This is a genomic window from Brevundimonas sp. 374, from assembly GCF_900102995.1.
Classification (GTDB): domain Bacteria; phylum Pseudomonadota; class Alphaproteobacteria; order Caulobacterales; family Caulobacteraceae; genus Brevundimonas; species Brevundimonas vesicularis_C.
The window spans coordinates 1-23,117 of record NZ_FNKT01000007.1 but is presented as its reverse complement, the minus strand read 5'-3'; the positions used below and the strand labels follow the sequence as shown (position 1 = coordinate 23,117).

At 65.3% G+C, this 23,117-nt stretch carries 17 protein-coding genes; 10 read left to right on the top strand and 7 right to left on the bottom strand.

Features of this window, described 5'->3' with window-relative positions:
* Window positions 1–4 precede the first annotated feature (4 nt).
* The 5 genes from BLR19_RS13615 to BLR19_RS13595 all read left to right on the top strand — a co-directional run bounded on the left by BLR19_RS13615 (window position 5) and on the right by BLR19_RS13595 (window position 6,494).
* Window positions 5–1,327, top strand: a complete 1,323-nt coding sequence (locus BLR19_RS13615; protein WP_091752141.1) for a spinster family MFS transporter — start codon at window positions 5–7, stop codon at window positions 1,325–1,327.
* The gene (locus tag BLR19_RS13610) at window positions 1,324–3,024 is read left to right on the top strand and encodes a carboxylesterase/lipase family protein (protein ID WP_369818864.1); all 1,701 of its coding nucleotides are present in this window, start codon (window positions 1,324–1,326) and stop codon (window positions 3,022–3,024) included. Before BLR19_RS13615 ends, BLR19_RS13610 begins: the two co-directional genes overlap by 4 nt.
* Before the next feature lie 340 nt (window positions 3,025–3,364).
* Window positions 3,365–5,836, top strand: coding sequence for a response regulator (locus tag BLR19_RS13605; RefSeq protein WP_176758359.1), 2,472 nt, complete (start codon window positions 3,365–3,367; stop codon window positions 5,834–5,836).
* 11 nt (window positions 5,837–5,847) lie between these two features.
* The gene (locus BLR19_RS13600) at window positions 5,848–6,231 is read left to right on the top strand and encodes a response regulator (RefSeq protein ID WP_091752138.1); all 384 of its coding nucleotides are present in this window, start codon (window positions 5,848–5,850) and stop codon (window positions 6,229–6,231) included.
* Window positions 6,228–6,494, top strand: coding sequence for an Hpt domain-containing protein (locus BLR19_RS13595; protein WP_055753707.1), 267 nt, complete (start codon window positions 6,228–6,230; stop codon window positions 6,492–6,494). The genes BLR19_RS13600 and BLR19_RS13595 overlap by 4 nt, the downstream gene beginning before the upstream one ends.
* Window position 6,495: 1 nt before the next feature.
* Here BLR19_RS13595 and BLR19_RS13590 read toward each other — a convergent pair whose 3' ends face one another.
* The 5 genes from BLR19_RS13590 to BLR19_RS13570 all read right to left on the bottom strand — a co-directional run bounded on the left by BLR19_RS13590 (window position 6,496) and on the right by BLR19_RS13570 (window position 11,704).
* Entirely contained in the window at window positions 6,496–6,951 is a 456-nt protein-coding gene (locus tag BLR19_RS13590) for a DUF4402 domain-containing protein (protein ID WP_091752135.1), read from the bottom strand.
* Window positions 6,948–7,490: a hypothetical protein gene (locus BLR19_RS13585; protein ID WP_055753705.1), complete on the bottom strand. Its 543-nt coding sequence runs from the start codon at window positions 7,488–7,490 to the stop codon at window positions 6,948–6,950. Before BLR19_RS13585 ends, BLR19_RS13590 begins: the two co-directional genes overlap by 4 nt.
* Window positions 7,487–10,171: a hypothetical protein gene (locus BLR19_RS13580; protein WP_143007387.1), complete on the bottom strand. Its 2,685-nt coding sequence runs from the start codon at window positions 10,169–10,171 to the stop codon at window positions 7,487–7,489. Before BLR19_RS13580 ends, BLR19_RS13585 begins: the two co-directional genes overlap by 4 nt.
* A 29-nt stretch (window positions 10,172–10,200) precedes the next feature.
* On the bottom strand, window positions 10,201–11,013 hold the full coding sequence (locus BLR19_RS13575) for a fimbrial biogenesis chaperone (RefSeq protein WP_082465054.1): 813 nt from the start codon (window positions 11,011–11,013) through the stop codon (window positions 10,201–10,203).
* Between the two features lie 112 nt (window positions 11,014–11,125).
* Complete coding sequence (locus tag BLR19_RS13570; protein WP_255366675.1) at window positions 11,126–11,704, bottom strand: DUF4402 domain-containing protein; 579 nt, start codon at window positions 11,702–11,704, stop codon at window positions 11,126–11,128.
* Window positions 11,705–11,907: 203 nt separating this feature from the next.
* Here BLR19_RS13570 and BLR19_RS13565 point away from each other — a divergent pair, with 203 nt between their 5' ends.
* The 3 genes from BLR19_RS13565 (at window position 11,908) to BLR19_RS13555 (ending at window position 17,667) form a co-directional block, all read left to right on the top strand.
* On the top strand, window positions 11,908–12,540 hold the full coding sequence (locus BLR19_RS13565) for a response regulator transcription factor (RefSeq protein WP_055753702.1): 633 nt from the start codon (window positions 11,908–11,910) through the stop codon (window positions 12,538–12,540).
* 305 nt (window positions 12,541–12,845) lie between these two features.
* Window positions 12,846–14,357, top strand: coding sequence for a tryptophan halogenase family protein (locus tag BLR19_RS13560; protein WP_255366674.1), 1,512 nt, complete (start codon window positions 12,846–12,848; stop codon window positions 14,355–14,357).
* Window positions 14,358–14,583: 226 nt separating this feature from the next.
* On the top strand, window positions 14,584–17,667 hold the full coding sequence (locus tag BLR19_RS13555) for a TonB-dependent receptor (protein ID WP_091752125.1): 3,084 nt from the start codon (window positions 14,584–14,586) through the stop codon (window positions 17,665–17,667).
* A gap of 65 nt (window positions 17,668–17,732) precedes the next feature.
* On the opposite strand, the gene BLR19_RS13550 is transcribed toward BLR19_RS13555, so the two are convergent.
* On the bottom strand, window positions 17,733–19,139 hold the full coding sequence (locus BLR19_RS13550; RefSeq protein WP_091752121.1) for a tryptophan 7-halogenase: 1,407 nt from the start codon (window positions 19,137–19,139) through the stop codon (window positions 17,733–17,735).
* The gene (locus BLR19_RS13545; protein WP_091752118.1) at window positions 19,136–20,662 is read right to left on the bottom strand and encodes a tryptophan halogenase family protein; all 1,527 of its coding nucleotides are present in this window, start codon (window positions 20,660–20,662) and stop codon (window positions 19,136–19,138) included. Before BLR19_RS13545 ends, BLR19_RS13550 begins: the two co-directional genes overlap by 4 nt.
* Before the next feature lie 137 nt (window positions 20,663–20,799).
* On the opposite strand from BLR19_RS13545, the gene BLR19_RS13540 reads away from it, so the two are divergent.
* A complete protein-coding gene (locus BLR19_RS13540; RefSeq protein WP_255366692.1) occupies window positions 20,800–21,843 on the top strand; it encodes a LacI family DNA-binding transcriptional regulator in 1,044 nt (347 codons plus the stop codon).
* A 152-nt stretch (window positions 21,844–21,995) separates the two neighbouring features.
* The coding region (locus tag BLR19_RS13535) for a glycoside hydrolase family 3 protein (RefSeq protein ID WP_369818863.1) at window positions 21,996–23,117 on the top strand (1,122 nt) is incomplete at its 3' end.

The window sequence follows — 23,117 nt, the reverse complement described above, 5'->3', positions numbered from 1 at the left end:
GACCATGAGCCAGTCTGAAGCCAGCGTTCCCGATGCGGCGGGCGGGGCGCCGCCGGGGCAGGGCGTCGGGACGCGCGCCTGGATCGCGCTGGGGTCGTTGTGGTTCATCTATGTGCTGAACTTCCTGGACCGGCAGCTGCTGTCGATCCTGGCCAAGCCGATCCAGGACAGTCTGAAGATTACGGACAGTCAGCTGGGCCTGCTCGGCGGCCTGTATTTCGCGATGTTCTACTGCTTCATCGCCATCCCTGTCGGTTGGCTGGCGGATCGGACGAACCGGGTGCGCGTCCTGGCGATCGCCTGCGGTATCTGGAGCGCGGCGACCATCGCCTGCGGCCTGTCTCGAAACTATACACAGCTGGCTGTCGCGCGCATGACGGTCGGGTTTGGCGAGGCCGGGGGCGTGCCGCCGTCCTACGCCATCATCGCCGACTATTTCCCGCCGCATCGGCGCGGCATGGCTCTGGGCCTCTATAATCTCGGCCCGCCGATCGGGGCCGCCCTGGGCATCGCCTTCGGGGCCTCGATCGCGGCGGCCTTCAGCTGGCGCGACGCCTTCCTGGTGGTCGGGGCGGTCGGCATCGTGGCGGCCATTGCGGTGGTCTTCGTGGTGCGCGAGCCGCGTCGGGGCGGCCTGGACGGTCTCGCCGTGGGGACCGTGCAGCCCAAGGCCGGTTTCGGCGAGACCCTGAAGATGTTCTTCACCAGCCCCGTCCTGCTGCTGGCGTCCTTCGGCAGCGGCGCGACCCAATTCATCACCTATGGATTGGGCAATTTCGCCACCCTGTTCCTGATGCGCGAGAAGGGGATGGCCCTCGCCGACGTGGCCGTCTGGTACGCTCTGGTCGTCGGCGTCGGCATGAGCGCGGGCATTTTTTGTTCGGGCTGGGCGATTGACCGGTTCACGCGCCGATCCAAGCGCGCCTATGGCCTGGTGCCGGCGATCTCGCTGATCCTCGCCATTCCCTTCTATTGCGCCTTTGTCTGGGCGCCGTCCTGGCCCCTGGCGCTCGTCTTCCTGACCGCTCCAACCTTCCTCAACTATTTCTACCTGTCCTCATCCGTCGCCCTCGTCCAGGCGGAGGTGCGTCCGAATCAGCGGGTGATGTCGGGGGCCCTGCTGTTGCTGGTGATGAACTTCATCGGTCTGGGGTTGGGACCGACCTATGTCGGCGCCGCCAGCGACGTTTTCCGGGCGAGCCATCCCGATCATTCGCTGCAGATGGCCCTGTACACCCTGGTGCCCTTCTACGTCCTCGCCATCGGCCTCTTCTTCTGGCTGGCGCGGGTCCTCGGCCGCCGCGCGAAAACGGAGATCGTCCAATGATGCGTCTGAACAGACTGCCTTTGCGAGGCGCGGTTTTCGCCCTCGCGGCTTGCCTGGCTGCTCTTGTCGCGGGAGCCGTCCAGCCGGCGGTCGCCGCGGCGGCCGGTCGGGAAGGCGAACGGGTCATCCTCCAAACGCTCGCTGGCGGTCTGTCCGGCGTGACGCTCGACGGCGTTCGCGCCTTCAAGGGGGTACCCTATGCGGCGCCGCCAGTGGGGCCGGGCCGCTGGCGGCCGCCGGCGCCGGCGCCGCAGTGGACCGGTCTTCGCGACGCCCGCGCCTTCGGCCCCGCCTGCGTCCAGCCGACGCCGCGCGTGCAGACCATTTATTCCGCGGACCTTGGACGCACCAGCGAGGACTGCCTGACGCTGAACATCTGGACGCCTGCTCACGCGGAGACGGCGCCGGTCATCGTCTGGATCCACGGCGGGGCCCTGGTTGCGGGATCCAGCCGCGAGACCCTCTACGACGGTTCGCGTCTCGCCGCCGAAGGCGTGGTGGTGGTGTCGATCAACTATCGGCTCGGCGTGCTCGGCTATCTCGCCCACCCCGCGCTCAGCGCGGAATCTCCGGACGGCGTGTCCGGCAACTACGGCCTGATGGATCAGATCCAGGCCCTCAAATGGGTCCAGCGCAATATCGTGGCCTTCGGCGGCGATCCGCAGAATGTCACAATCGCCGGCGAATCCGCCGGCGGGCTCAGCGTAATGTATCTGATGGCGTCGCCTCCGGCGCGCGGGCTGTTCGCCAAGGCGATCGCCCAGAGCGCCTATATGATCTCCACGCCCGAGCTCAAGACGGCGCGCTACGGCATGTCTTCGGCGGAAGACGCCGGCTCGCGGCTGGCGCGGACCCTTCAGGCGCCGAGCCCCCGCGCCCTGCGATCGCTTGACGCCCAGACTCTGACGGATGCGGCGGCGCTCGCCGGCTTCTCGCCCTTTGGCGCGGTGGACGGAAAGCTGCTGCCCGGCCAGCTGGTGGACGTCTTCGATCATGGCAACCAGGCGGCGGTCCCAATCCTGGCCGGCTTTAACAGCGGTGAAGTGCGCTCGTTGAAGATGCTGGTTCCGCCGACACCGTCCTCGCCAGCGGACTACGAGCGCACGATCCGGGAGCGGTATGGCGACCTGGCCGACGCCTTCCTCGCCCTCTATCCGTCATCGGATATGGGGGAGAGCATTCTGGCGACCACGCGCGACGCGCTCTACGGCTGGACGTCGGAGCGGCTGGTCCGGTCGCAGACCGGGCTTGGGCGCCCGTCTTTCCTCTACTTTTTCGATCACGGCTATCCCGCCGCCGATGCGGCCGGCCTGCATGGTTTTCACGCCAGTGAGCTGCCTTACATGTTCGGCATGCTAACGCGCACGCCGCCGCTGTGGCCAAAGGTCCCGGACACGGCGCAGGAGCGGGCCATGTCCGACGCCATGGTCGCCTACTGGACGGCCTTCGCCCGGGACGGCGCGCCGGGACAGGTCGCCGGAATCTCGTGGCCGGCCTATGGCGAGGCGCGACGGTTCATGAGCTTCGATACGACCCCGCATCCAGCTGAGCGGCTGCTGCCTGGCATGTTCGAACTGCACGAGCGGACCATGTGCCGGCGCCGCGCCAGCGGCGCCCAGCCCTGGAACTGGAACGTCGGATTGGCGTCGCCGGCGTTGGCTGCAGGCGCTGGCGCGACAGCGGGAGATTGCGGCTAGCCCAGGGTCGTTAGCCGGACTGCCCGCACGGGCGATAGAGCCGCTTCTGACTCGAAGAAGACATTGGAAAGGTCCGCTTCTTGGGCGTCAAAACCTTAAGGACGCCTGTTAACGACGGTGGTGACGCCTGCTTTGTGCTGAGAAAAACTGATCTCCTCGTTGCGATCACCATGCCGGCCGATTGAAGTCACAAGCGTCGACCAACTTTCGACTCTCAATCAATCGACGGTCGCAGCCTGGCAAGAACGATTGCGTCGAAGGCTTACACATTAGACGATGGTGGTAGACGCAGTTACACGCAGAAGTAAGCATGCATGGACGCGGTCGTTGGAGTGGGATGATGAGCAACAGTGTTCTGAAGCGATTGGGTCTCGCGCTGGCGGTGGGTGCTTTGGTCCTAGTTCTTGCCTTCGTCGGCTTGGAAATGCGACGCGATTTTGAGCGCGTGCGCGCTTTGCGCCAGGAGACCGCCCATTCCTACCGGGCCCGGGAAGAACTTCAGACCGTCTTCTCCCTGATGCAGGACGCCGAGACGGGTCAGCGCGGTTACATCATAAGCGGCAATCCAGACTTTCTGACGCCGTATCAGACGGCGATCAGACGCCTGGATCGCGAGCTTCCCAGGTTGAGGGCCGCTTACGCTAGCGACGCTGCGCAGAGCGCCAATATCAAGGACCTCGAAGACCGGATCGCCGACAAGTTGGCTGCGATCCGGGAAGCCCTAGACGCCCATGATCAGCGCGGTAGCGAAGCCGGCCTTGCCGTCGTCTCCAAGGGGGAAGGCAAGGCGGCGATGGATCGCATACGGGTCACTATCGATCGGATGACTGAGATCGACGCCCGGGCGCTGGCTGCCTTGACCCAACGGGTCGAGGCGCGTTCCCGCGCGACCGAGATGATGGTGACGAGCCTGTTCCTGTCGCTGATCGTAGTGGTGGCCGGGGCGACGCTATTGCTTGTGCGGTACGTCGCCACAAGACGGAAGTTGCTGGCGGAGGTTCGGGCCACGGCGGCGCGGCAAGAAGCGATTTTCGACAGCGCCATCGATGCGATACTCACACTGAACCCCAGCGGCACCATCGAGACGATGAATGCGGCCGCGGCGCGGATGTTCGGTTGGTCGGCTGAGATGCTGGGGCGGCGAGATGTGTCGGTTTTGTTGGAAACGGCCGACCGAGACGACGCTGGTCTGATGGCGCGGATTCGGGCCGGCGGGGCGGACGCGACCGGTGGGCTGGTACAGGAAATGATCGGGCGTCGGCGAAGCGGCGAGGGCTTTCCGGTCGATGTCGCGTTCAGCCCCCTTGCGCTGCCGGCCGGCGTACATCTGGTCGCGGTGGTGCGGGACATCACGGATCGACGGCGGGTGGAGGAGTTGAAGAAGCAGTTCGTCTCGACCGTCAGCCACGAGTTAAGGACGCCTTTGACCTCCATCGCGGGTTCCCTCGGCCTTTTAGCGGGCGGGGCAGCCGGCGTTCTGTCTGAGCGCGCCAGTCGTTTGATCGGCATCGCCCATTCCAACAGTCTGAGGCTCGTGCGCTTGATTAACGACATTCTGGACGTGGAGAAGCTGGAGTCGGGTCAAATCAATCTGCAGCTTCAGCCGCTGGATCTGCGCGATGTCGCCGTGCGGTCGCTAGACGCGGTACGCGGTTATGCTGACGAACTGGGCGTGTCGCTGGAGTTGGCCGACGGCCCATCGGCTCCGGTCTTGGGGGACGGGGATCGCCTGGTTCAGGTGGTGGTCAATCTCCTGTCAAATGCCGCGAAATTCTCGCCATCCAATGGCACGGTCGAGGTTGTTGTGATCCCAGAGGCGCGCATCGTGCGTCTGAGCGTGCGCGATTATGGTCCTGGCGTACCCGAGGCATTCCGCGCGCGGATCTTTACCAAATTCGCCCAGGCGGACGGGTCGGATACGCGCCAGAAGGGAGGAACAGGCCTTGGCCTGGCGATCGCCAAGGAAATTGCCGAACGGCATGGTGGGCGGTTGTGGTTCGAGTCGGCGCCTGGGGACGGAGCTACCTTCCATCTCGACCTGCCGATGACGCTCGATAACAGCATGGCGCAGACGAGCGACGGACCTCGCCTCCTTATCGTGGAGGACGATCCCGACGCGGCGGAGGTGTTGCGCATCATGTTGGCGCAGGATGGATTCGATGCGGTGATCGCAACCAGCGCGACAGCAGCATTGGAAGCCGTTGAAAGCGAAACCTTCGCCGCCATCCTGGTGGATCTTCAGCTTCCGGACACGGACGGCATCGGCCTTATCCGAGCGTTGCGGGAACGGCCCGAGACTCTGGAAACTCCCGTGGTCGTCGTCTCGGCCGATGTGGCGCGAGGACGGGCCCGGGGAAGATCGCTTGAGGTCATCGACTGGCTGGAGAAACCTTTCGATCAAGGTCGACTGCGCGCCGCTATCTCGGCGGTGCTCGAACGATTGGGTCGCCGGGCGCCGATCATCCTGCACGTCGACGACGACCCCGACATTCTGCAGGTCACCGCCGAGACCTTGAGCGGCATCGCTGCGATCACCAGCGCTGTCAGCCTGTCGCAGGCGCGGCAAGTTCTGACGCAGATGAAGCCAGATTTGGTAATCCTCGACCTCGGTTTGCCGGATGGGTCCGGGCTGGAGTTGTTGCCCGAACTCGGGTCAGGGAGGTCGGGCGTCCCGGTCGTTGTCTATTCCGCTCAGGACATGGATGGCGCGTTGAGCGAACGGGTCGAGGCCGTTCTGGTCAAGTCATCAGCGTCGCTGGCCGATCTGGCGCACACGGTCCGGCGGCTGACGTTTACGCCGCAAGATCACTGAGAGGAGAGCCCATGACCCTGACCGTGATGCACGTGGACGACGAGCCGGACATCCGCGAGGTGGCGGCAATCGCCTTGGAGCTCGATGCCGATCTGACCCTTACGAGCGTGGCGTCGGGGGCCGAGGCGCTGACACGGCTCTCGGAGGGCGCACGCCCGGACTTGATCCTGCTGGACGTGATGATGCCGGGCATGGATGGCCCTCGTGTTCTTGCACGACTTCGTGAGATGGAGGGCCTGGCGACGACGCCCGTCATCTTCATGACCGCGAGGGCGCAAAGTGATGAAGTCGAGCGTCTCAAGGCACTGGGTGCCATCGGAGTGCTAGTCAAGCCGTTCGATCCCATGACGCTGGCCCGTCAGTTGCGCGACATCCTTTCGGCTGATGCGGCATGACGAGCGATCCCCTTGCCAACTTGCGTATCGAGTTTCGGCAGAGGGCGGCGCGGGATCGGGCAGCCTTGATTCAAAGCCTTGCAGCGGGCGACATCGGCCAGGTCGAGTGGATCGCGCATGGTCTGGCAGGATCGGCCGGAATGTTCGGCTTCTCTGATTTGGCCGAGGCGGCGCTAGCGATCGATGAGGCCTTTGCCGCAGGGCGGGGACTGGACGCTGAAGAGGCGGATCGGTTGGTCGCGAGGCTTGAGGCCTTGGACTGATCTATTCGTAATCAACGCTGAGCGGCAGGGCGGCGATCGGCTCTGTTGCGCCCGCTGCGGGACGCAGACGGCCCGAGACGCGCAGCAGGTCGCGACCCTCGAAATCCATGCGAGAAGTGCGGCTGGAAGAGATGTCGCCCGTATTTTCGCTCCAGATCCGCAGGCCTTCGACCAAGGCGACGCCTTCGACGGACGTCAGAGTGTCGGGCACGCGGATGCGATAGACCCGCCCCGGATCGCCCGTCACGCTGATCACGGCGGGGGCGTTGGGCTGGATGTCGGCGCGCATGGACAAGGTGGCGACAGGATCGTCCGGCGACAGCTGGATCGGTCGAACGGAGGCGATGCTGAGGCTTCGCTCGACGCTGAGCGTCGCGCGGGCCGGCTCCTGGGCGAGGACTGGAAAAGCGCAGGCAAGAAGCAGGGCGGTGAGCGACAGCGCGCGCGGGATCATCATGTCACCAGTTGAACCGTGACGATGTAATCGAAGGCGTACGATCCGCTTGCAGGGTTGGCGGCCAGCACCACGTCCATGCCGAGACGCAGGGTCGCCGTGCTCAGCAGCCCGATCGGATTCAGGTCGAACGTCAGGCTGGCTGCGTCCGCTGGCGGCGATCCGGTTCTGTAGGTCGCTCCGCTCAGCGAGCCGACGCGCAGACGAGAAATGGAGGCAGGGCCGCTGCCCGTCACGGGCGTGATGGTGACGCGAATGTAGCGAACGGCGCACAGGCCTGACAGGTTCAGCAGGCCGCAATTGATCGACAGGGTTGGCGTCGTCACCGAGCTGGACGACAGTCGAATGGCGTTTCCGCTGGTCCGGGTCACGACGCCGGCTGTGGAAATGCTGAAGGTGGTCGCCGACGTGCCGCGAATAGTGGTGCCCAAGGTCGGCGCGGTCGCGGGAGAGCGCGTCACCGAAGCGTCGGCGATGGCTTGCCGAGGCGCGGCGAACACCAGACTGGTCGCGATCAAGATAGAAAGAGCGAACCGGTTCATTGCTGCGCCTCGCCAGTGATGCGGACCACCACGCGTCCGGCGTCAACGAAACCGCCGTGCGGCGGAACGATCACCCGAACACCCTCGATCAGCGACACGCCTAAGGCCTGCGCCTGGGCGGCGTCGAGACGAAGATCGTAGGCGCCGGGACGCAGGCTTTCGACGAACAATACTCCGGCATGATCGCTGCGGCCTGGAACGGGGGCGCCGCCGGCCTGCGGAACGAGCTCGATGGCCAAGGCGGCAAGAGGGCGGGGTGCGGCGGACCCGCGCGCCAGCAGGGCAAGCAACTGCACCTCGGCGCTGCGCTGCATCGGATAGTCGATCTGCGCCGTCTGGCCGGGGCGCGGAACGATCTGGATGTCGGTCGGGCCGCCCAACAGGAACGGATCGTCGACGCCCTCGGTCGTCAGCCGCACACGCGCCGTCGGCACGTCGCCCAGGCCGGTGGCGTAGACACGCCCATCGGCGTCGGTCGTCACGCCCCCAGCATTCGTATCGGCGACCACGCCGGGCACGCCGGCTTCGTCGATCTGACGCCTGCCGTCGCCGTTCTCGTCCACCCAGGCGTTGATGACGACCGACCCGCCGCCTGCCACGCCCGGTCGGGTGATCCGGTAGCGTTCGCGGCCGGGGTCGTAGCCGAAGCCGAAGCCTAGCTGCAGACCGATGCGCCAGTCCTGATGCCGCGTCTCATAGGCGACGTTCAGGGCCAGATCGAACCTGGGCGCCCGCCACAGGTGAGAGGCCTGGACGGCGGTCGAGGCCTGGGGCCCGAGGGCGCGAATGGCGCCAAAACGCAAGGCGGCGGTCGGGCTCAACTGCCAATCGGCGGTGACGTAGGCGGTCTCGAGGCTGGGGTTCGGCGATACCTCATAGGTCAGGCCCGCGCGCGTTTGCAGCCGCGCCGAGATCAGGGTGTTCACATCGAATCCGCCCAGCCAGCGGCGCCGCTCGAGCACGCTGACATTTTCGGCTTCGTAGGCGACGTTGGCCGAGGCGTAGTAGCGACCGAAGGGGGCGGAGGCGCGCAGTTCGGCGGTGGTCAGGTTGACACCGTCGACGCGGCTGAGACGGCGCGCATTCAACGAGATCGGCACGATCAGGCCGCCGGGCGCCGTCCACTGTCCATCGGCGCGAAAGTCGGTGGCGCGCGAGAGGGGCGCCTGGTCCAGCACGCCGAGCTGGCGCGTCTCGTCGATGAAGCCGGCGCCGTACTCGGAATGCCGACCTAACAAGGACACGCCATGGGCGCGGGTCGCCATGCCGACGGAAACGCCCCGGCCGCCTTGGTCGTCCAGGGCGGCGTCGATCTGGGCGGCGATGGGGCCGAGCGAGCTGCGAACGCCGGCGGTCGTCAGGGTGCGGCTGTCGCGGCCGGTCGGATCGTAGCGACCGGCGCCGGCGCTGAGCGTGAGACCGGACGTCAAACCGTAGTCGAGCGTGGCGACCAGACGCAGCGATCCGACCTCGGGCCCGCCCAAGCGCTCGCCGACGTCAAAGACGGTCATCCCTTGTTCGATGGCGCTGAAGCGCATGACGAATCGACCCGGCTCGATCTGGCCCGAGCCGAAGTTGATGCGGCGCACGACCTCGCGAATCTGACCCTGGGATCCATAGAAGACCAGGCGAATGGTGTTGAGGCCAAAGGCCAGCGGCACGTCCAGAAACTCGTAGCGTCCCTGAACCGCCGAGGTCTGCGAGCGCTGCAGCACCTCGTTGACGTACAGTTCGACCTCTTCGCCCAAGGCCAGTTCGCCTCGAAGGTTCAAAGGGGTGGCGAGGTCGAGATTTTCCAACGGCGCCGACGAATAATAGACGCCGCGTCCAGCGACGCCCGATGCGCCGATGGGCATGGAAGGCGAGAACACATCCCCCAGGCTGGCGCGAGTGCCGCCCAATGGTCCGAGGGCGCGGCCATACGGATCCTTGCGGGTCAGGGCAACGCGAATATTGCTGATCGCGCCGTCGTCGTCGGAGCCGACATAGCCCTCGAACCCGGCGTAGAGGAGGTCCCCGGCCACCCGCACGTCGTAGCGTCCGGCGTTGTCCTGACCGTCGCGCGTGATCTGACCGCCGATGTTGACATCGAAGGCCGGAGGGCTCGCGATCCGATAGGGGGTCGGCTGGCGCACGACGCCGTCGTCAGTGTCCATAGCGCCGGAGGCGGCTTGACGCCGGGCGCGTTCGGCGCGCTGCTCGAACGGCAGGGCGCGCGTCGTGGTGACCGTCAGTTTCTGGGCGCTGGGGTCGGCCTTCAGTTTCACAGGCAACAGCTGTTCGATCAGATCGACGCGCACATAGAGATCGTCGTCGTAGATCGCCGCCTGATCGACGGCGAACCGGATCGTGCGCCCGGCGACGACCGCCTCGCGCGTCGTCAAATCGACCGTGATGCGATTTGTAGGGTCCAGCACCCAGCCTTCGGCCCGGCGCTGCGCCGGAAAGACGCCGACGGCGAGATCGAGTACGCGCGCGAACTCGCCCAACGGCAAGAACACGCCGGAACGGGACGCATAGACGTTCATGGAGTCGGTCAGGGCCACGCCGCCGGCGTCCACCTGCATCCACAGCAGATCGTCGGCGCTGAACGGCTGAGGATCGGCCGCAATGACCAGATTGCGGACCAGATTGTCCTGCGCCGCGGCGCTCCAGGCGATGCCCGAGGTGGCCAGGGCCATCAGAGCCGCGCCTGTGGAGCGCGCCGCCATCACGGGGCGATCAGCGTCGTCGTCGCCAGCACCTCGCCCTTTGCCGCATCGTCGTCGCGATAGACAATGGCCAGGCTCTGGCCGGCCGTGATGCCATCGGGCAGGGCGACGACGACAGTGCGACGCGCGACCTCGGGATAGACGGCCACGCCGCGAACGGCGGTCAGAGGACGGCGGCCCGCGGCGTCCTCCACGAAGACCTCCACGTCGCCATAGACGGAACTAGCGCCGTTACGGACCAGATCGAGCGAGAGCAGGGTCTGATCGCCGTCCTTCTTGACCGCCACGCGATCGATAGCCGCGCGCGCATCGACCGGGCCGTCGCGGACGATGACCGGTATGCTGACGCTGAACAAAGCCACGACCTGCAGGGTCACGTCGCCGCCGCCGGCCGCCGCCTGATCGACGGTGAAGCCGGCGTTCTCGGGCGGCAGGGCGGTGACGGTCAGATGGCTGCGGTGTTCGCCTTCGGCACCGGGACGGGCGCGTACCCGGATGGCCTGGCTTTCACGCGGTTGAAGCGTGATGCGGCGGGGCGTGTACTGGACGAGATCAAGCGCGGAATCGACCGTCGCATCGGGCCGATCTGCGGCGGCGACGATCTGGCCGTCCGCCGTCATCACCCGGTCGACCATTTCGACGGAATAGGTCGCAGGTTGGTCGCCCTGATTGAACACATAGACTGTGGCGCTGCGCTCGCCGGGCCCGAACACCACGCGCTTGGGCGAGATGTTCAGGTCGGCCCCAACCTGGGCGATGACCGGATCGGCGATGGCCAGGAAGGCGATGACCGGCAAAAGGTATCGAACCATCTTCACTCCGATCCCGCGCAACTGCGGCACGAAAGGACCATGGTCCTTCAAGCCTTCCGCTTCGTTAAGCGTCGACGGCGTTTCGTGGTCGACCTGGAGCGGATACATGGCCCTAGTTGTACGCCGCCGAGACGGTGAAGGTGCCGGTGTAGGCGCCCGTTGCCGTGGTGGAGGCGACGGGGACAGAGCCGCCGACGCTGAAGGCGAGCGAACCGGCCGATCCCAGAGCATTGGACAGGGTCTGGCTGGCGGCCGAACCCGTCAGGCTGTTCGAGGTCGTCACCGTCAGGGTGTCCGTGCCATTGGCCATCGAGAAGGTCGCGGGGATGGTTACCGACACCGACTGTCCGCCTTCACCGGCGACCGAGAAGGCCGCGGCGGCGGGCGTATCGCCCGAGTTCAGGCCGACAACGCCGCCCGTGACCGACCGGGCGCCGGCGGAGCTGACCACGACCGTGCCCGAACCCGTGCCGGGACGAACGACAGTGCCGAACTTCAGGTCGGCGGTCTTAGTGATGGTCAGGGGGCGGATCACGGTGATCGATCCCGACCCTGTGGTCGATGCGGATTGGGCCAGCGCGGGCGAGGCGATGGCGGTCAGGACGAGGGCGGCGGCGGCGATCAGCGACTTGTTCATCATCAGCTCCAACTGCGAGGCGGCGCCGGACAGGCGTCGTTGTTGGAGCGCCAAATCAGCCCGATCTGCAGCGGAGTCCACAAGCCGGACGTGCAAAACGGCTCAAACATAACCAAAGTTATAGCGCTGATGCTATTTTCCTTAGCAAGCTTTGCATACTGGCCTGAGTTGTATGGGAAACGCCTCATTAAGGTGTCCTAGGCAATCCTTACATGAGGCGAGACAACTTAAGGCTTAGCTTTGGAGGCGCTGGAGCGATGCGCTGGACTGTTCTTATCGTCGATGATCACCCCCTGGTGGGCCAAGCGTTGGAGCTGTCCATCCGATCGGCCTATGCGCACCTGGATGTCGCCCGCGTCTTGTCCGCTGCGGAGGCCGAGGCCTGCGCCAGACAGTTGGGCAGCCGGATCAAACTGGTAATGCTGGATCTGATCCTGCCCGACGCGACCGGGTTTGACGCCTTGCTTCGGCTACAACAGCTCCTGCCGGACGCCGATTTCGCTATGGTGTCGGCGCGCATCGACGCCCACTCGGTCGCCATGGCTCGCGCTTTCGGCGTCAAGGCCTATTTGTCCAAGGCCGCCCCAGTCGAGACCCTGGTCAATGCCGTTGGCGACATCATGCGCGGCGAGGAACGATTTCCCCACGCAACGCCGCCCGATCCAGTCGCCGTTGATTTCCATCGCCGCGTCGCGCGTCTCTCGGCAGCTCAGTTACGCGTGCTTCGCGCCCTCGCCGAGGGCAAGCTCAACAAGGAAATCGCAGGGGACATGAATCTGACTGAAGGCACTGTGAAGCAGCATGTCTCCGCCATTTTCAAAAAGCTTGAGGTCAACAATCGGAGCCAGGCCGTTCTCGCTTCCGCACCTTTTCTCCGGAATACTGGTTGAGGATACTGACAGCGACGGTGCGACAATCGCCTACACGCGCTTTGCAGATCACGGCGCCCCACTCAAAACACTGGACTAGCCGAAGGTCTTATTCTGGCCGCGAGGCCAATGCCCGCTTATGGCGCATTGCCGACCTCGGTGAGTGATGAAGGGTAGGGCGTTGCGCCTAGCGCCGTTCTAGAAAAAAGCTGAACACGTAAACCTAACGAGCATGATGATCGATTCCGCGCCACCACGGCCACGGAACAAGCTAATACCATTGGTGAATCCGCAATCGAGTCCGATAATCGTGACTGAGGTGCAACTTGGCTGACTCATCCTTGATCATAGATCGCATCGTCATCGTCGGGGGCGGGACGGCGGGGTGGATGGCGGCGGCGGCGCTGGCGCAGGCGTTCGAGGGCGCGGGCAAGACCGTGACCCTGGTCGAATCTGAGGCCATCGGCGTCATCGGGGTGGGCGAGGCGACGATCCCGGAAATCCTGAAGTTCAATGCGCGCCTGGGGATCGACGAGGCCGACTTCCTGCGCGAGACCAAGGCCACGTTCAAGCTGGGGATCGAGTTCGACGGCTGGCGACGCGAGGGTGAGCGTTATTTCCATCCGTTCGGCGCCTTCGGGCTGGATATGGAAGGCATCGCCTTTCATCATTTCTGGCTGAAAGCCTCCGCCGAAGGCGAGTCGGAGCCGCTGGAAACCTATTCCATGGCCTGGCAGGCTGCGCGCCGTGGCCGTTTCGTCCATCCGCAGGGCGGGCCGCAGTCGCCGTTGTCCAGCCTGGGCTACGCCTACCATTTCGATGCGGCGCTCTATGCGGGCTTCCTGCGCCGGCTTGCGGAAGGGCTGGGTGTCGTTCGCCATGAGGGGCGGGTGGTCGAGGTCCAGCAGGCGGCGGATGGCGATATCGCAGGCGTCAGGCTGGACGACGGGCGGATCGTCGAAGGCGACTTCTTCATCGATTGCACCGGTTTCGTCGGACTTCTGATCGAGCAGGCATTGAAGTCAGGCTATGAGGACTGGAGTTCCTGGCTCCCGTGTGACAGCGCTGTCGCGGTACCGTGCGAGCGCAAAGAGTCCTTATCGCCCTACACGCGGTCGACGGCGCGCGAGGCCGGATGGCAATGGCGCATCCCGCTGCAACACCGGGTGGGCAATGGCTACGTCTATTCCTCGGCGCATCTCTCGCATCAGGCCGCCGAGGACGCGCTGATGTCGCGGCTCGAGGGCACGGCTCTGGCCGAGCCGCGTCGCCTGCGGTTCGCCACGGGCAGGCGCAAGGACTGTTGGAAGCGCAATTGCGTGGCGGTCGGATTGTCGAGCGGATTTCTCGAGCCGCTTGAATCGACCAGCATTCACCTGATCCAGAGCGCCATCACCAAGCTGATCACCCTGTTTCCGTCGCACAAAGACAGCGAGGGCCTTCGCCGCGAGTTCAACGCGCTGATGGAGGAGGAATTCGTCACCGTCCGCGACTTCCTGATCCTGCACTATAAGGTCACGCAGCGGGAAGGGGCCTTCTGGCAGCAGGTGCGCGACATGCCGATCCCGGACCGGCTGGCGGCCAAGATCGCCCTGTTCGAGGAGACGGGTCGGATCGTCAGGCGCGACCATGACATCTTTTCCGAATCGAGCTGGCTGGCGGTCGCGGCGGGGCAGGGACTGACGCCGCACGGGCGTCACCCGATTTCCGACGTGATCAGTCATGACGCCAATCTGGGCCGGCTGTCGGCGATCCGAGATAGCATCTGGCGCACGGCCGACGCCCTGCCGACGCACGAAGATGTTCTGGCGACGACGATGAATCGCAAGGCGTTTTGAGGCTGCGGCTGCCGCCTGAAAGCCGTGTCAGCAGACTGGCGTCCGTTGCATTGATGCGGGCGCACCGCTTCTGAAGTCGCCGATCGAAAAGGCGACAAGTTTGTCGCGAGAAGTTGACATCGCTGTCAATCGGTAGTCCAACACGCTCGCGGACGGTCGATCAAGGCTGCCGAAACGATTGCGACGGGCTGAACCGTCCTCGGGGGGATCAGAAGTGAAGTCAGAAATGTTCCAAGCCGGCTATGCGCCCGCCGCTCGCGGGTTGCGCCGTTCCGTGTCCGCCCTGGCGTTGACCGTCGCCGTCGTTGGCGCGAGCGCCGCCCACGCCCAATCGACGCCGGCGCCGCAGACGACTGCCCCGGCCACGGACGATGCGGCGCAGGTCGACGACGTCGTCGTCACCGGCATCCGCGCGCGGATCGCCTCATCGCAGGCGATCAAGCGCGACTCCGACACCTTCGTCGATGCCGTGACCGCCGACGACATCGGCGCCCTGCCGGACAAGTCGGTCAACGAGGTGCTGCAGCGCATCCCCGGCGTGAATATCAACCGCTTCCAGGGCCCGACCGACCCCGACCACTTCTCGGTCGAAGGCTCCAACGTCATCATTCGCGGCCTTTCTTACGTCCGCTCGGAGTTCAACGGCCGCGACGCCTTCAGCGTGAACACGGGTCGCGCCCTGGGCTTCAACGACGTGTCGCCGGAACTGCTGTCCAGTGTTCAGGTGTTCAAGAACGCCACGGCCGACCGGATCGAAGGCGGCATTGCCGGCGTGGTGGATCTGCGCACCCGCAAGCCGTTCGACAGCCGCAAGTTCGTCTTCGGCGCGACGGCGGAAGGCTCTTATGGCGATTTGCGTGAAAAGCCGGGCCTGGGCTTCTCGTCCCTGATCAGCAACGTCTGGGACACCCAGTACGGCTCGTTCGGCGCCCTGCTGAGCTATGGCGAATCCGACCTGTATTCCGAAGCTTACGGCAGCCACCTGACAGATTTCACCTATCGGTCCGATCTGTCGAACGGCGAGGATCGCCGATACGTCCCGCGCGGCGGCGCGGTGCGGACCCAGCAGTTCGACCGTTCGCGTTCGACCTTGGATGGCTCGCTGCAATGGGAATCGACTGACGGCCGCGCCAAGCTGACCGGCGAATACATTCGCGCCGACTCGACCTCGGCCTGGGGCGAGCGCGTGGTCGAAGTGGATCTGGGCAGCGGCGGCAACCCGACCCCCTTGCCGGGCCAGTCGTTCACCTATGATTCCAACGGCGTCTTCACGAGCGGTCTGCTGGTCAGCAATGCGCCGAACCTGCAGGTTCTGCCCAAGCGCCAGCGCGATCTGCAAACCCTGACCGAAGATTTCTCTCTGGCCGCCGAATTCCATCCGACCGATCGCCTGTCGATCTGGTTGGATGCGCAGTACAGCAAGGCCAGCGCCGACGATCTGGACATGAGCGTCTATGGCGCCATCACGCCGCTCTACACCCTGATCGGCGAAGGGCGTCACGGCGTGCCGGACATTCAGTTTGTGGACGCCTCGGGCCAGCCGTCGGCCAGCACAAACGATCCGTCGAACTTCTACTATCGTTCGGCGATGGATCACATCGAGCAGTCGGACGGTGATCAGACCGCGTTCAAGGCGGACGTCAAATACGACTTCGACAACTCGCCACTGCGCGCCATTCGCATGGGTGCGCGCTATTCGGACCGCGAGCAGACGCGTCGCTACACCGCCTATAACTGGGGTGCCATTTCCGAAAGCTGGGCCGGCGGCGTCACGCCGTTCCAGACCACAGGTCCGCTGGCCGTCGAAGCTTATGACTTCCCCAACTTCCAGCGCGGCCATAATCCGACGCCGATGAACGGCTTCTATCCGACGGCCGATCTGATCGCGGCCTATCGGGACGGCACGCTGCAAGCGGCCCTGGCTGCAGCCAGCAGCTCGGGCTCGACCTGGCGTCCGCTGGATCAGCGTCCGGGCGCCATCGCCGGCACGCCCTTCCTGCCTGGTGACATCAACAACTCGGCGGAACAGACCACCTCGGCCTATGTCCGGTTCGACTTCGGTTGGGATGACATCTTCGGCGCGGACACCGCCATCACCGGCAACCTGGGTGTTCGCTACGCCAAGACCGACTTCCAGACACGCGGCTTCATCTCCAGCCCCAACATCGCGCAGAACTTCGGTGATGCGAACGGCAACGATCCGCGCTTCCCGGGTCAGAACATTCCGGTCACCCAGGCCAACGCGGCGGCCATCGCCCGCTTCCGCTGTTCGACGGTTCAACCGGGTCAGTCGGCGCCAGGCTATTGCCTGCTGTCGAACGACCGTCTGAACCAGCTGGTCGCATTCAGCGACGGCAGCTTCCAAGAGATCGAGCGCGGCAACAGCTATGACGACTGGCTGCCCAGCTTGAACGTCAACCTGAAGTACAAGGAGTGGGTGTTCCGCGGCGCGGTGTCGCGCGCCATGACGCGCCCGGACTTCGGCGTGACGGCCTTCGCCGCCACCCTGTTCTACACCGACATGAACCAGGTCCGGAACAACGGCGGCGACGTCAACACCGCCCCGCTGCTGACCACCTTCACCGGCGGATCGCAGCTGACGGGCGTGCGCTCGTGGAACTATGACCTTGGCGTGGAATGGTATTTCAAGCCGGGCAGCTCGCTGACCTTCAACGCCTTCTACAAGGACCTGTCGGACATCCTGGCCAGCGGCTCGACCGTCCAGCAGTTCAGCAACGCGCAGGGCGTCTCCACCGACGTCCAGGTCAACCAGCAGGTCAATATCGGCTCAGGCTGGATCAAGGGCTTCGAAGTCGGTTATCAGCAGACCTACAGCTTCCTGCCAGGTCTGTGGAGCGGGCTGGGGATCGAGGCGAATTACACCTACGTCGAGCCTTCGACCTTCCCCAACGCCGTGACCGAGCCGCGCTATGTGGGTCTGGAACTGCCGCTGCAGCAGCTGTCGAAGCACACCTACAACTTCTCGGTCTTCTACGAGAAGGATCGTCTGTCGGCGCGTCTGGCCTACAACTGGCGCAATGGCTTCCTGCTGACGCCGCGCGACGATGTGAACCCGTTCTCGCCGATCTTTAACGACTCGACGGGGCAGCTTGACGGTTCGATCTTCTACACGCTGAACGACAACTGGAAGATCGGCCTGTATGGCGCGAACCTGCTGGACGAGGTCACCGTCACGCAGCAGCAGACGTCCTACAACCTGAACGGCGCAAACCAGGCCGGTCCGCTGGCGCCGCGATCCTACTTCCGCAGCGACCGCCGCGTGACGTTCAGCCTGCGCTACACCTTCTAAGACTTCTTCTCTGAGCGAAGACTTGGGGCGTCGATTTGATCGACGCCCCTTTTTTTCGTTCTGGATCAGCCGCCTTCGCGCAGCCGGTCGATGAACTGAGAATGAGCGGGCAGGGCGGCCAAAGTCTGGTCGAAAGCGATGACCATTCGACCCAGCGACGCCATGGCGGCCTTGATGTCCAGACGGTCGGCCTGGATGTCGTAACGGCGCGGCATCAGGCCCAGACTGGCCATCAGCATTATCCAGTGTTGAGCATCATAAGGATCGCCATCCAGGCCGACGCCGGCGTTGCGAGACGTGAACTGAGCGATGCGACGCGCCAGGTCATCGCCAGCCGGGGCCAGTCTCTCGCCTTGCGATCCGTTCAGAAGGATAAGATGGAGTTGGTCCGCGCGGTGCGCGATGTCGCGAACCACCGCCTCATTGTAGGCCTCGGCGCAGGCTGAAATCTGCTCGGACGTGCCCGGCAGCGATGCGACCAGTTGTGTCAGCTGTCGCTCCAGCGCGGCGCTATCCAGGCTCAAAGCGTCGCCAAAGCGCGCCGCCGCCGGACCAAGAGCAAGACGACGGCCGCTCCAGGGATGCGTGTTCAGGCCGGGAGCGAGGACGACGTCGGACTGGGTGGCGACATCAACGTCGCCCAGCCAGGCCGCCAGCGCCGCCTTCGCAACGTCAACGGTGGTGCGATCTGCGGCGTAGGCCAAGCTGGCGAAACCGCCTCCGGGCAGGGGGCTGCTACTGACCAGCCCTTCGACCAGATTGGCCATATCCAGACGCGGCGGGTGATCGCCGCCCACGTAGCGCATGGTCAGACAGCGGTCGTAGCCCAGCCGCCCGGTCCAGTCGCCGTCGCCGCTGAAAACTCCGTTCGCTCGCGTTTCCAGGGTCATGAAGGCCTCGACTTCACGGACATCATCAGGCGTCTCCCGCACGCCAGCGCGCAGGGCGATGTCCCGCAGTCGCGCCGTCAGAACGCGCGCGTCCAGCATCAGTCTGGGACGAAGAAGGGAGCGCGGCGACTGCCGATCTGGGCTGGGATGGGCGTAACGACCGGCCGCCATCACGCGCGCCTGGAACTGCAACGGCGCCATAAGCGCGGCGTAGTCGGGGGCGGCGGGCGACTGACGGGCGGCGCGCAACACCACGTCCGTCAGCGCGACCCCATCGATCCCAGGCAGCGGCTCCTGCTCGACGACGGCGATGTCTCGCCCGTCGCACCAGTTTCGCAGCAGCGAGCCCAGGAAGAAGCCGCCGTGGCCGTGCGCCAACAGGTCCGCGCCGTCCGACAACTGCACGAGCACGCCGTCGGGTTCGGCGACCACGACCTCAGACTCTTCGCCGAGTGCGGGGGAAACAGCGTCTTCGATCAGGACCGAATTACCAGACGGCAGGTGGCGGGCCAGCAGCGCGGCCGCCGCCCAAGCCGCTAAGCCGGCGCCCTGAATGACCCAAATTTTTTCGGTTCCGCTCATCGGAGGCTACCTGCGCGCGCAGCCGCATCGCTGATGAAGGTCATGTGATCGGGCGTTCGATCGACGGTTGATCGGACGTCGTCGCGCAGGGCTGCCAGCTTGTCGGACAGGACGTGTGGTTCCAGCCGATCGACGCGCGGATCCCAGCCGTTCGGGACGATGTTCTGCCCCACCAGTACGGCGAGCCAGCTGGGTGGCAGGAAGACGCCGATGTCGTAGTCGGGCAGCAGGCCGCGCGACTTGAAGGCCTCGACCTTGGCCGAAAGGCTGTCGGGCCAAGCCATGGTCCGCATCTCTCGCCAGAACGGCTCGTCACGTTGGTTGGCGACATAGTGCAGGACGAGGAAGTCACGAATCCGGTCGAACTCCAGCGCCATGATTCGATTGTATTCCTCGGCGTCCGCCTCCATCCCGACCCTGTCGGGGAACAGGTCCAGCAAGGTCGTGATCCCCAGCTGGATCAGATAGATGCTGGTGGATTCCAGCGGCTCCAAAAAGCCGCCGGACAGGCCGATGGCGACGACATTTCGGTTCCACAGCTTGTGTCGTCGCCCGGTCCTGAAGCTCAGCCGACGCGGCTCGGCCAGCGCCGGACCTTCCAGATTGGACATCAGGGTCGCCACGGCGTCCTCGTCCGAGATATGGGCCGATGAAAAGACGTGGCCGTTTCCGGTGCGATGTTGCAGCGGAATGCGCCATTGCCAGCCTGCCGCCCGGGCCGTCGCGCGGGTATAGGGGCCGACCGGCGCCGCCGTCTGGCATGGCACGGCGAAGGCGCTGTCGCAGGGGAGCCAGTGGCTCCAGTCCTCGAACGTCGTCTCCAGCGCCTGATTGATCAGCCGACCGCGAAAGCCCGAACAGTCGATGAAGAGGTCGCCCGCGATGCGGCGCCCGTCCGACAGGACGATAGCGTCGACATCGCCCGTCGCGCCATTCAGGACATGATCGACGACCTTCCCTTCGGTGCGGACCACGCCGCGCCCGCACGACACCTGGCGCAGGAAGGCGGCATAGAGGCTGGCGTCGAACTGAAAGGCGTAGCTGAACGTGGATAGCATCGAGCCGGGGTCGGAAACCGGCCGCTGGAAGCGGTTCGCCTCGGCCGCCCTGACCGGATAGCTGTAGTCGCTGATGTCGGCGGCGTCGCCCATGGCGCGGCGCGCGGCCCAGACATGGTGGAAATCGATCCCCTCGATTGGCTCGCCATAGGCGCCGAAGGGATGAATATAGCTGTCGCCGGGCCGTCCCCAATCCACGAACTGGATGCCCAGTTTGAAGGTCGCCTGCGTCTGGTCGATCAACGTCTGCTCGTCGATGCCCATGGCCGTGTTGAAGGCGCGGATGTGGGGCAGGGTGGCCTCGCCTACGCCGACGATGCCGATCTCGGCGGACTCGACCAGTTCGATCGACACGGGGCTGCCCGCCAGACGATGAGACAGGGCGGCGGCCGTCATCCAGCCGGCCGTCCCGCCGCCCAGTATGACGATTTTTCGGATGGGACCGGCATCGTTTTGGGTCATCATGCCGACTGTCTAGCAGACCATTTTTTGGCATGACAGCGATGGACAAGCCTGACCATAAGCTGTGTCGGCATCGCCTTTTCGAACGGGGATGTTAGAAGCGGTCAGAGCGACGTTCAGGGGGACGGAATTTGGCGACGGTGACGATCTATGACGTGGCCGCGAAGGCGGGCGTGTCTATCAAGTCTGTGTCGCGTGTGCTCAACAACGAGCCGAACGTCAGCCCCACGCTGAGAACCAAGGTGGAGGAGGCGGCTGCGTCTCTGGGCTATCGGCGCAGTCTGTCGGCGCGCAGTCTGGCGGGGGCGTCGTCGTCGTTGATCGCGGTCCTGGTGGACGCGGATCTGACCATCGAACACTGGAAGAGCGGGCGCGGCAGCGACTATCTGGGGCGTCTGGAGTTCGGCGCCCTGATGGAGGCGCGCCAGGTCGATTATCATCTGATGATCGAGTTGGTGGATCATAACTCGCCTAATCTCGAACGCGATCTGATGGCGCTGTTGAACTCCATCCGGCCCGAGGGCGTCATTCTGACCCCGCCGAACTCGGACAATACGGTGGTGATGGACGCCCTCGACGCGGCCGGTACGCCCTATGCCCGCATCGGTGCGGAAGCGGCGTTCGATCGGGGTTTCTGCATCGAGATGGACGAACGGCGCGCCGCGTTGGAGATGACCCGCCATCTCATCGACCTCGGGCACACGCGGATCGCCTTTGTCACCGGACCGGTCGCCTATGGCGCCAGCCGGCGTCGTCTGGCCGGTTACAGGGACGCCATGGCCGAAGCGGGCCTGGACGTGGCGCCGGCCTGGGTGATGGAGGGCGACTTCACCTTCAACTCCGGCGCGCTGGCGATGGAGAAACTGCACCAGACCGCGCCCGACATCACGGCCATCTTCGCCAGTAACGACGATACGGCCCTAGGCGTCCTACAATGTGCGGCGCGGCTGGGGCTGTCGGTGCCCGGCGACCTGTCGGTGGCCGGTTTCGACGATTCGCCTGGCGCGGGTTTCAGTACGCCGGATTTGAGCACCATTCGTCAGCCGGTGGCGGAAATGGCGGCCGCAGCAGCCCAGCGGCTGATCCCGCCGCTACGCCGCCTTTTGACCGGCGACGCCCATGCACGCGTCATCGTTCCGCACGATCTGATTGCGCGTCAGTCCACGGCTCGCATCGCGCTTTGAAGTCAGCGATCTGACAGATGTTGACAGCGCTGTCAGGCCTTTGGCACAGTGGCCGTCGTCCAAAGGTGCTTCGGACGTCCATATCGGCCTGAAGGCGCGTCTCCGGGGTTGGCTTGGGCGGCGCGATGGGCCCAGCGATCAGGTCTCTTTCCATGCGCAAGGCCGCCACCGCCCTGGTGATCACCCTCATGTCGAGCGCCTGCGCGATCGACCCCGGCATGGCTCGGGCAGGTCCCGTTCAGGCCGTGACCCCCCAAGCCTCCATCGTGACCGACGCGACGCGCGCCCATCCGGCGCTTTGGCCCCGCGCGGCCTCGCCGGCGGCGATGACGGATGCGGCGACGGAAGCCTTCGTCACCGAGCTGATGAGCCGGATGACGCTGGAGGAGAAGGTCGGGCAGACAATCCAGGCCGATATCGGCTCGATCAAGCCTGAAGACCTGCTGACCTATCCGCTCGGCTCGATCCTGGCGGGCGGCAACTCTTCGCCGGGCGGGGACGAGCGCGCCTCGGCCCAGAAATGGGTCGAACTGGCTCAGGCCTTCCGTGCGGCGGCGGCCCAGCGTCCGGGCGCCAAGGTGCCGCTGATCTACGGCATCGACGCGGTGCACGGTCACAACAATATCGTCGGCGCCACCATCTTTCCGCACAACATCGGCCTGGGCGCCGCGCGCGATCCCGATCTGATCCGCCGCATCGGCGAGGCGACCGCGCTGGAAGTCGCTGTGACCGGCGCCGACTGGACCTTTGGCCCGACCCTGGCCGTACCGCAGGACGACCGTTGGGGCCGGACGTATGAAGGCTATGCCGAGAACCCCGAGGTGGCCCAGAGCTACGCCGGTCCCATGACGCTTGGCCTGCAAGGCGCGCTGTCTGCGGATCATCCGCTGGCGGCCGGCCACATCGCCGGCTCGGCCAAACACTTCCTGGCCGACGGCGGCACCACGGGCGGCAAAGACCAGGGCGACTTCGCCGGGTCCGAACAGGAGATGATCCGCACCCATCTGTCCGGCTATCCCCAGGCCATCGACGCCGGGGTGCTGTCGATCATGGCCAGCTTCTCCAGCTGGAACGGCGTCAAACACTCGGGCAACGAGACCATTCTGACCGACGTGCTGCGCGGCCCGCTGGGCTTCGACGGCTTCGTGGTGTCGGACTGGAACGCTCAGGGCCAGCTGCCGGGCTGTTCGAACGAAAGCTGCGCCCTGGCCTTCAACGCCGGCATCGACATGTTCATGGCGCCGGACAGCTGGAAGCCGCTGTTCGCCTCGACC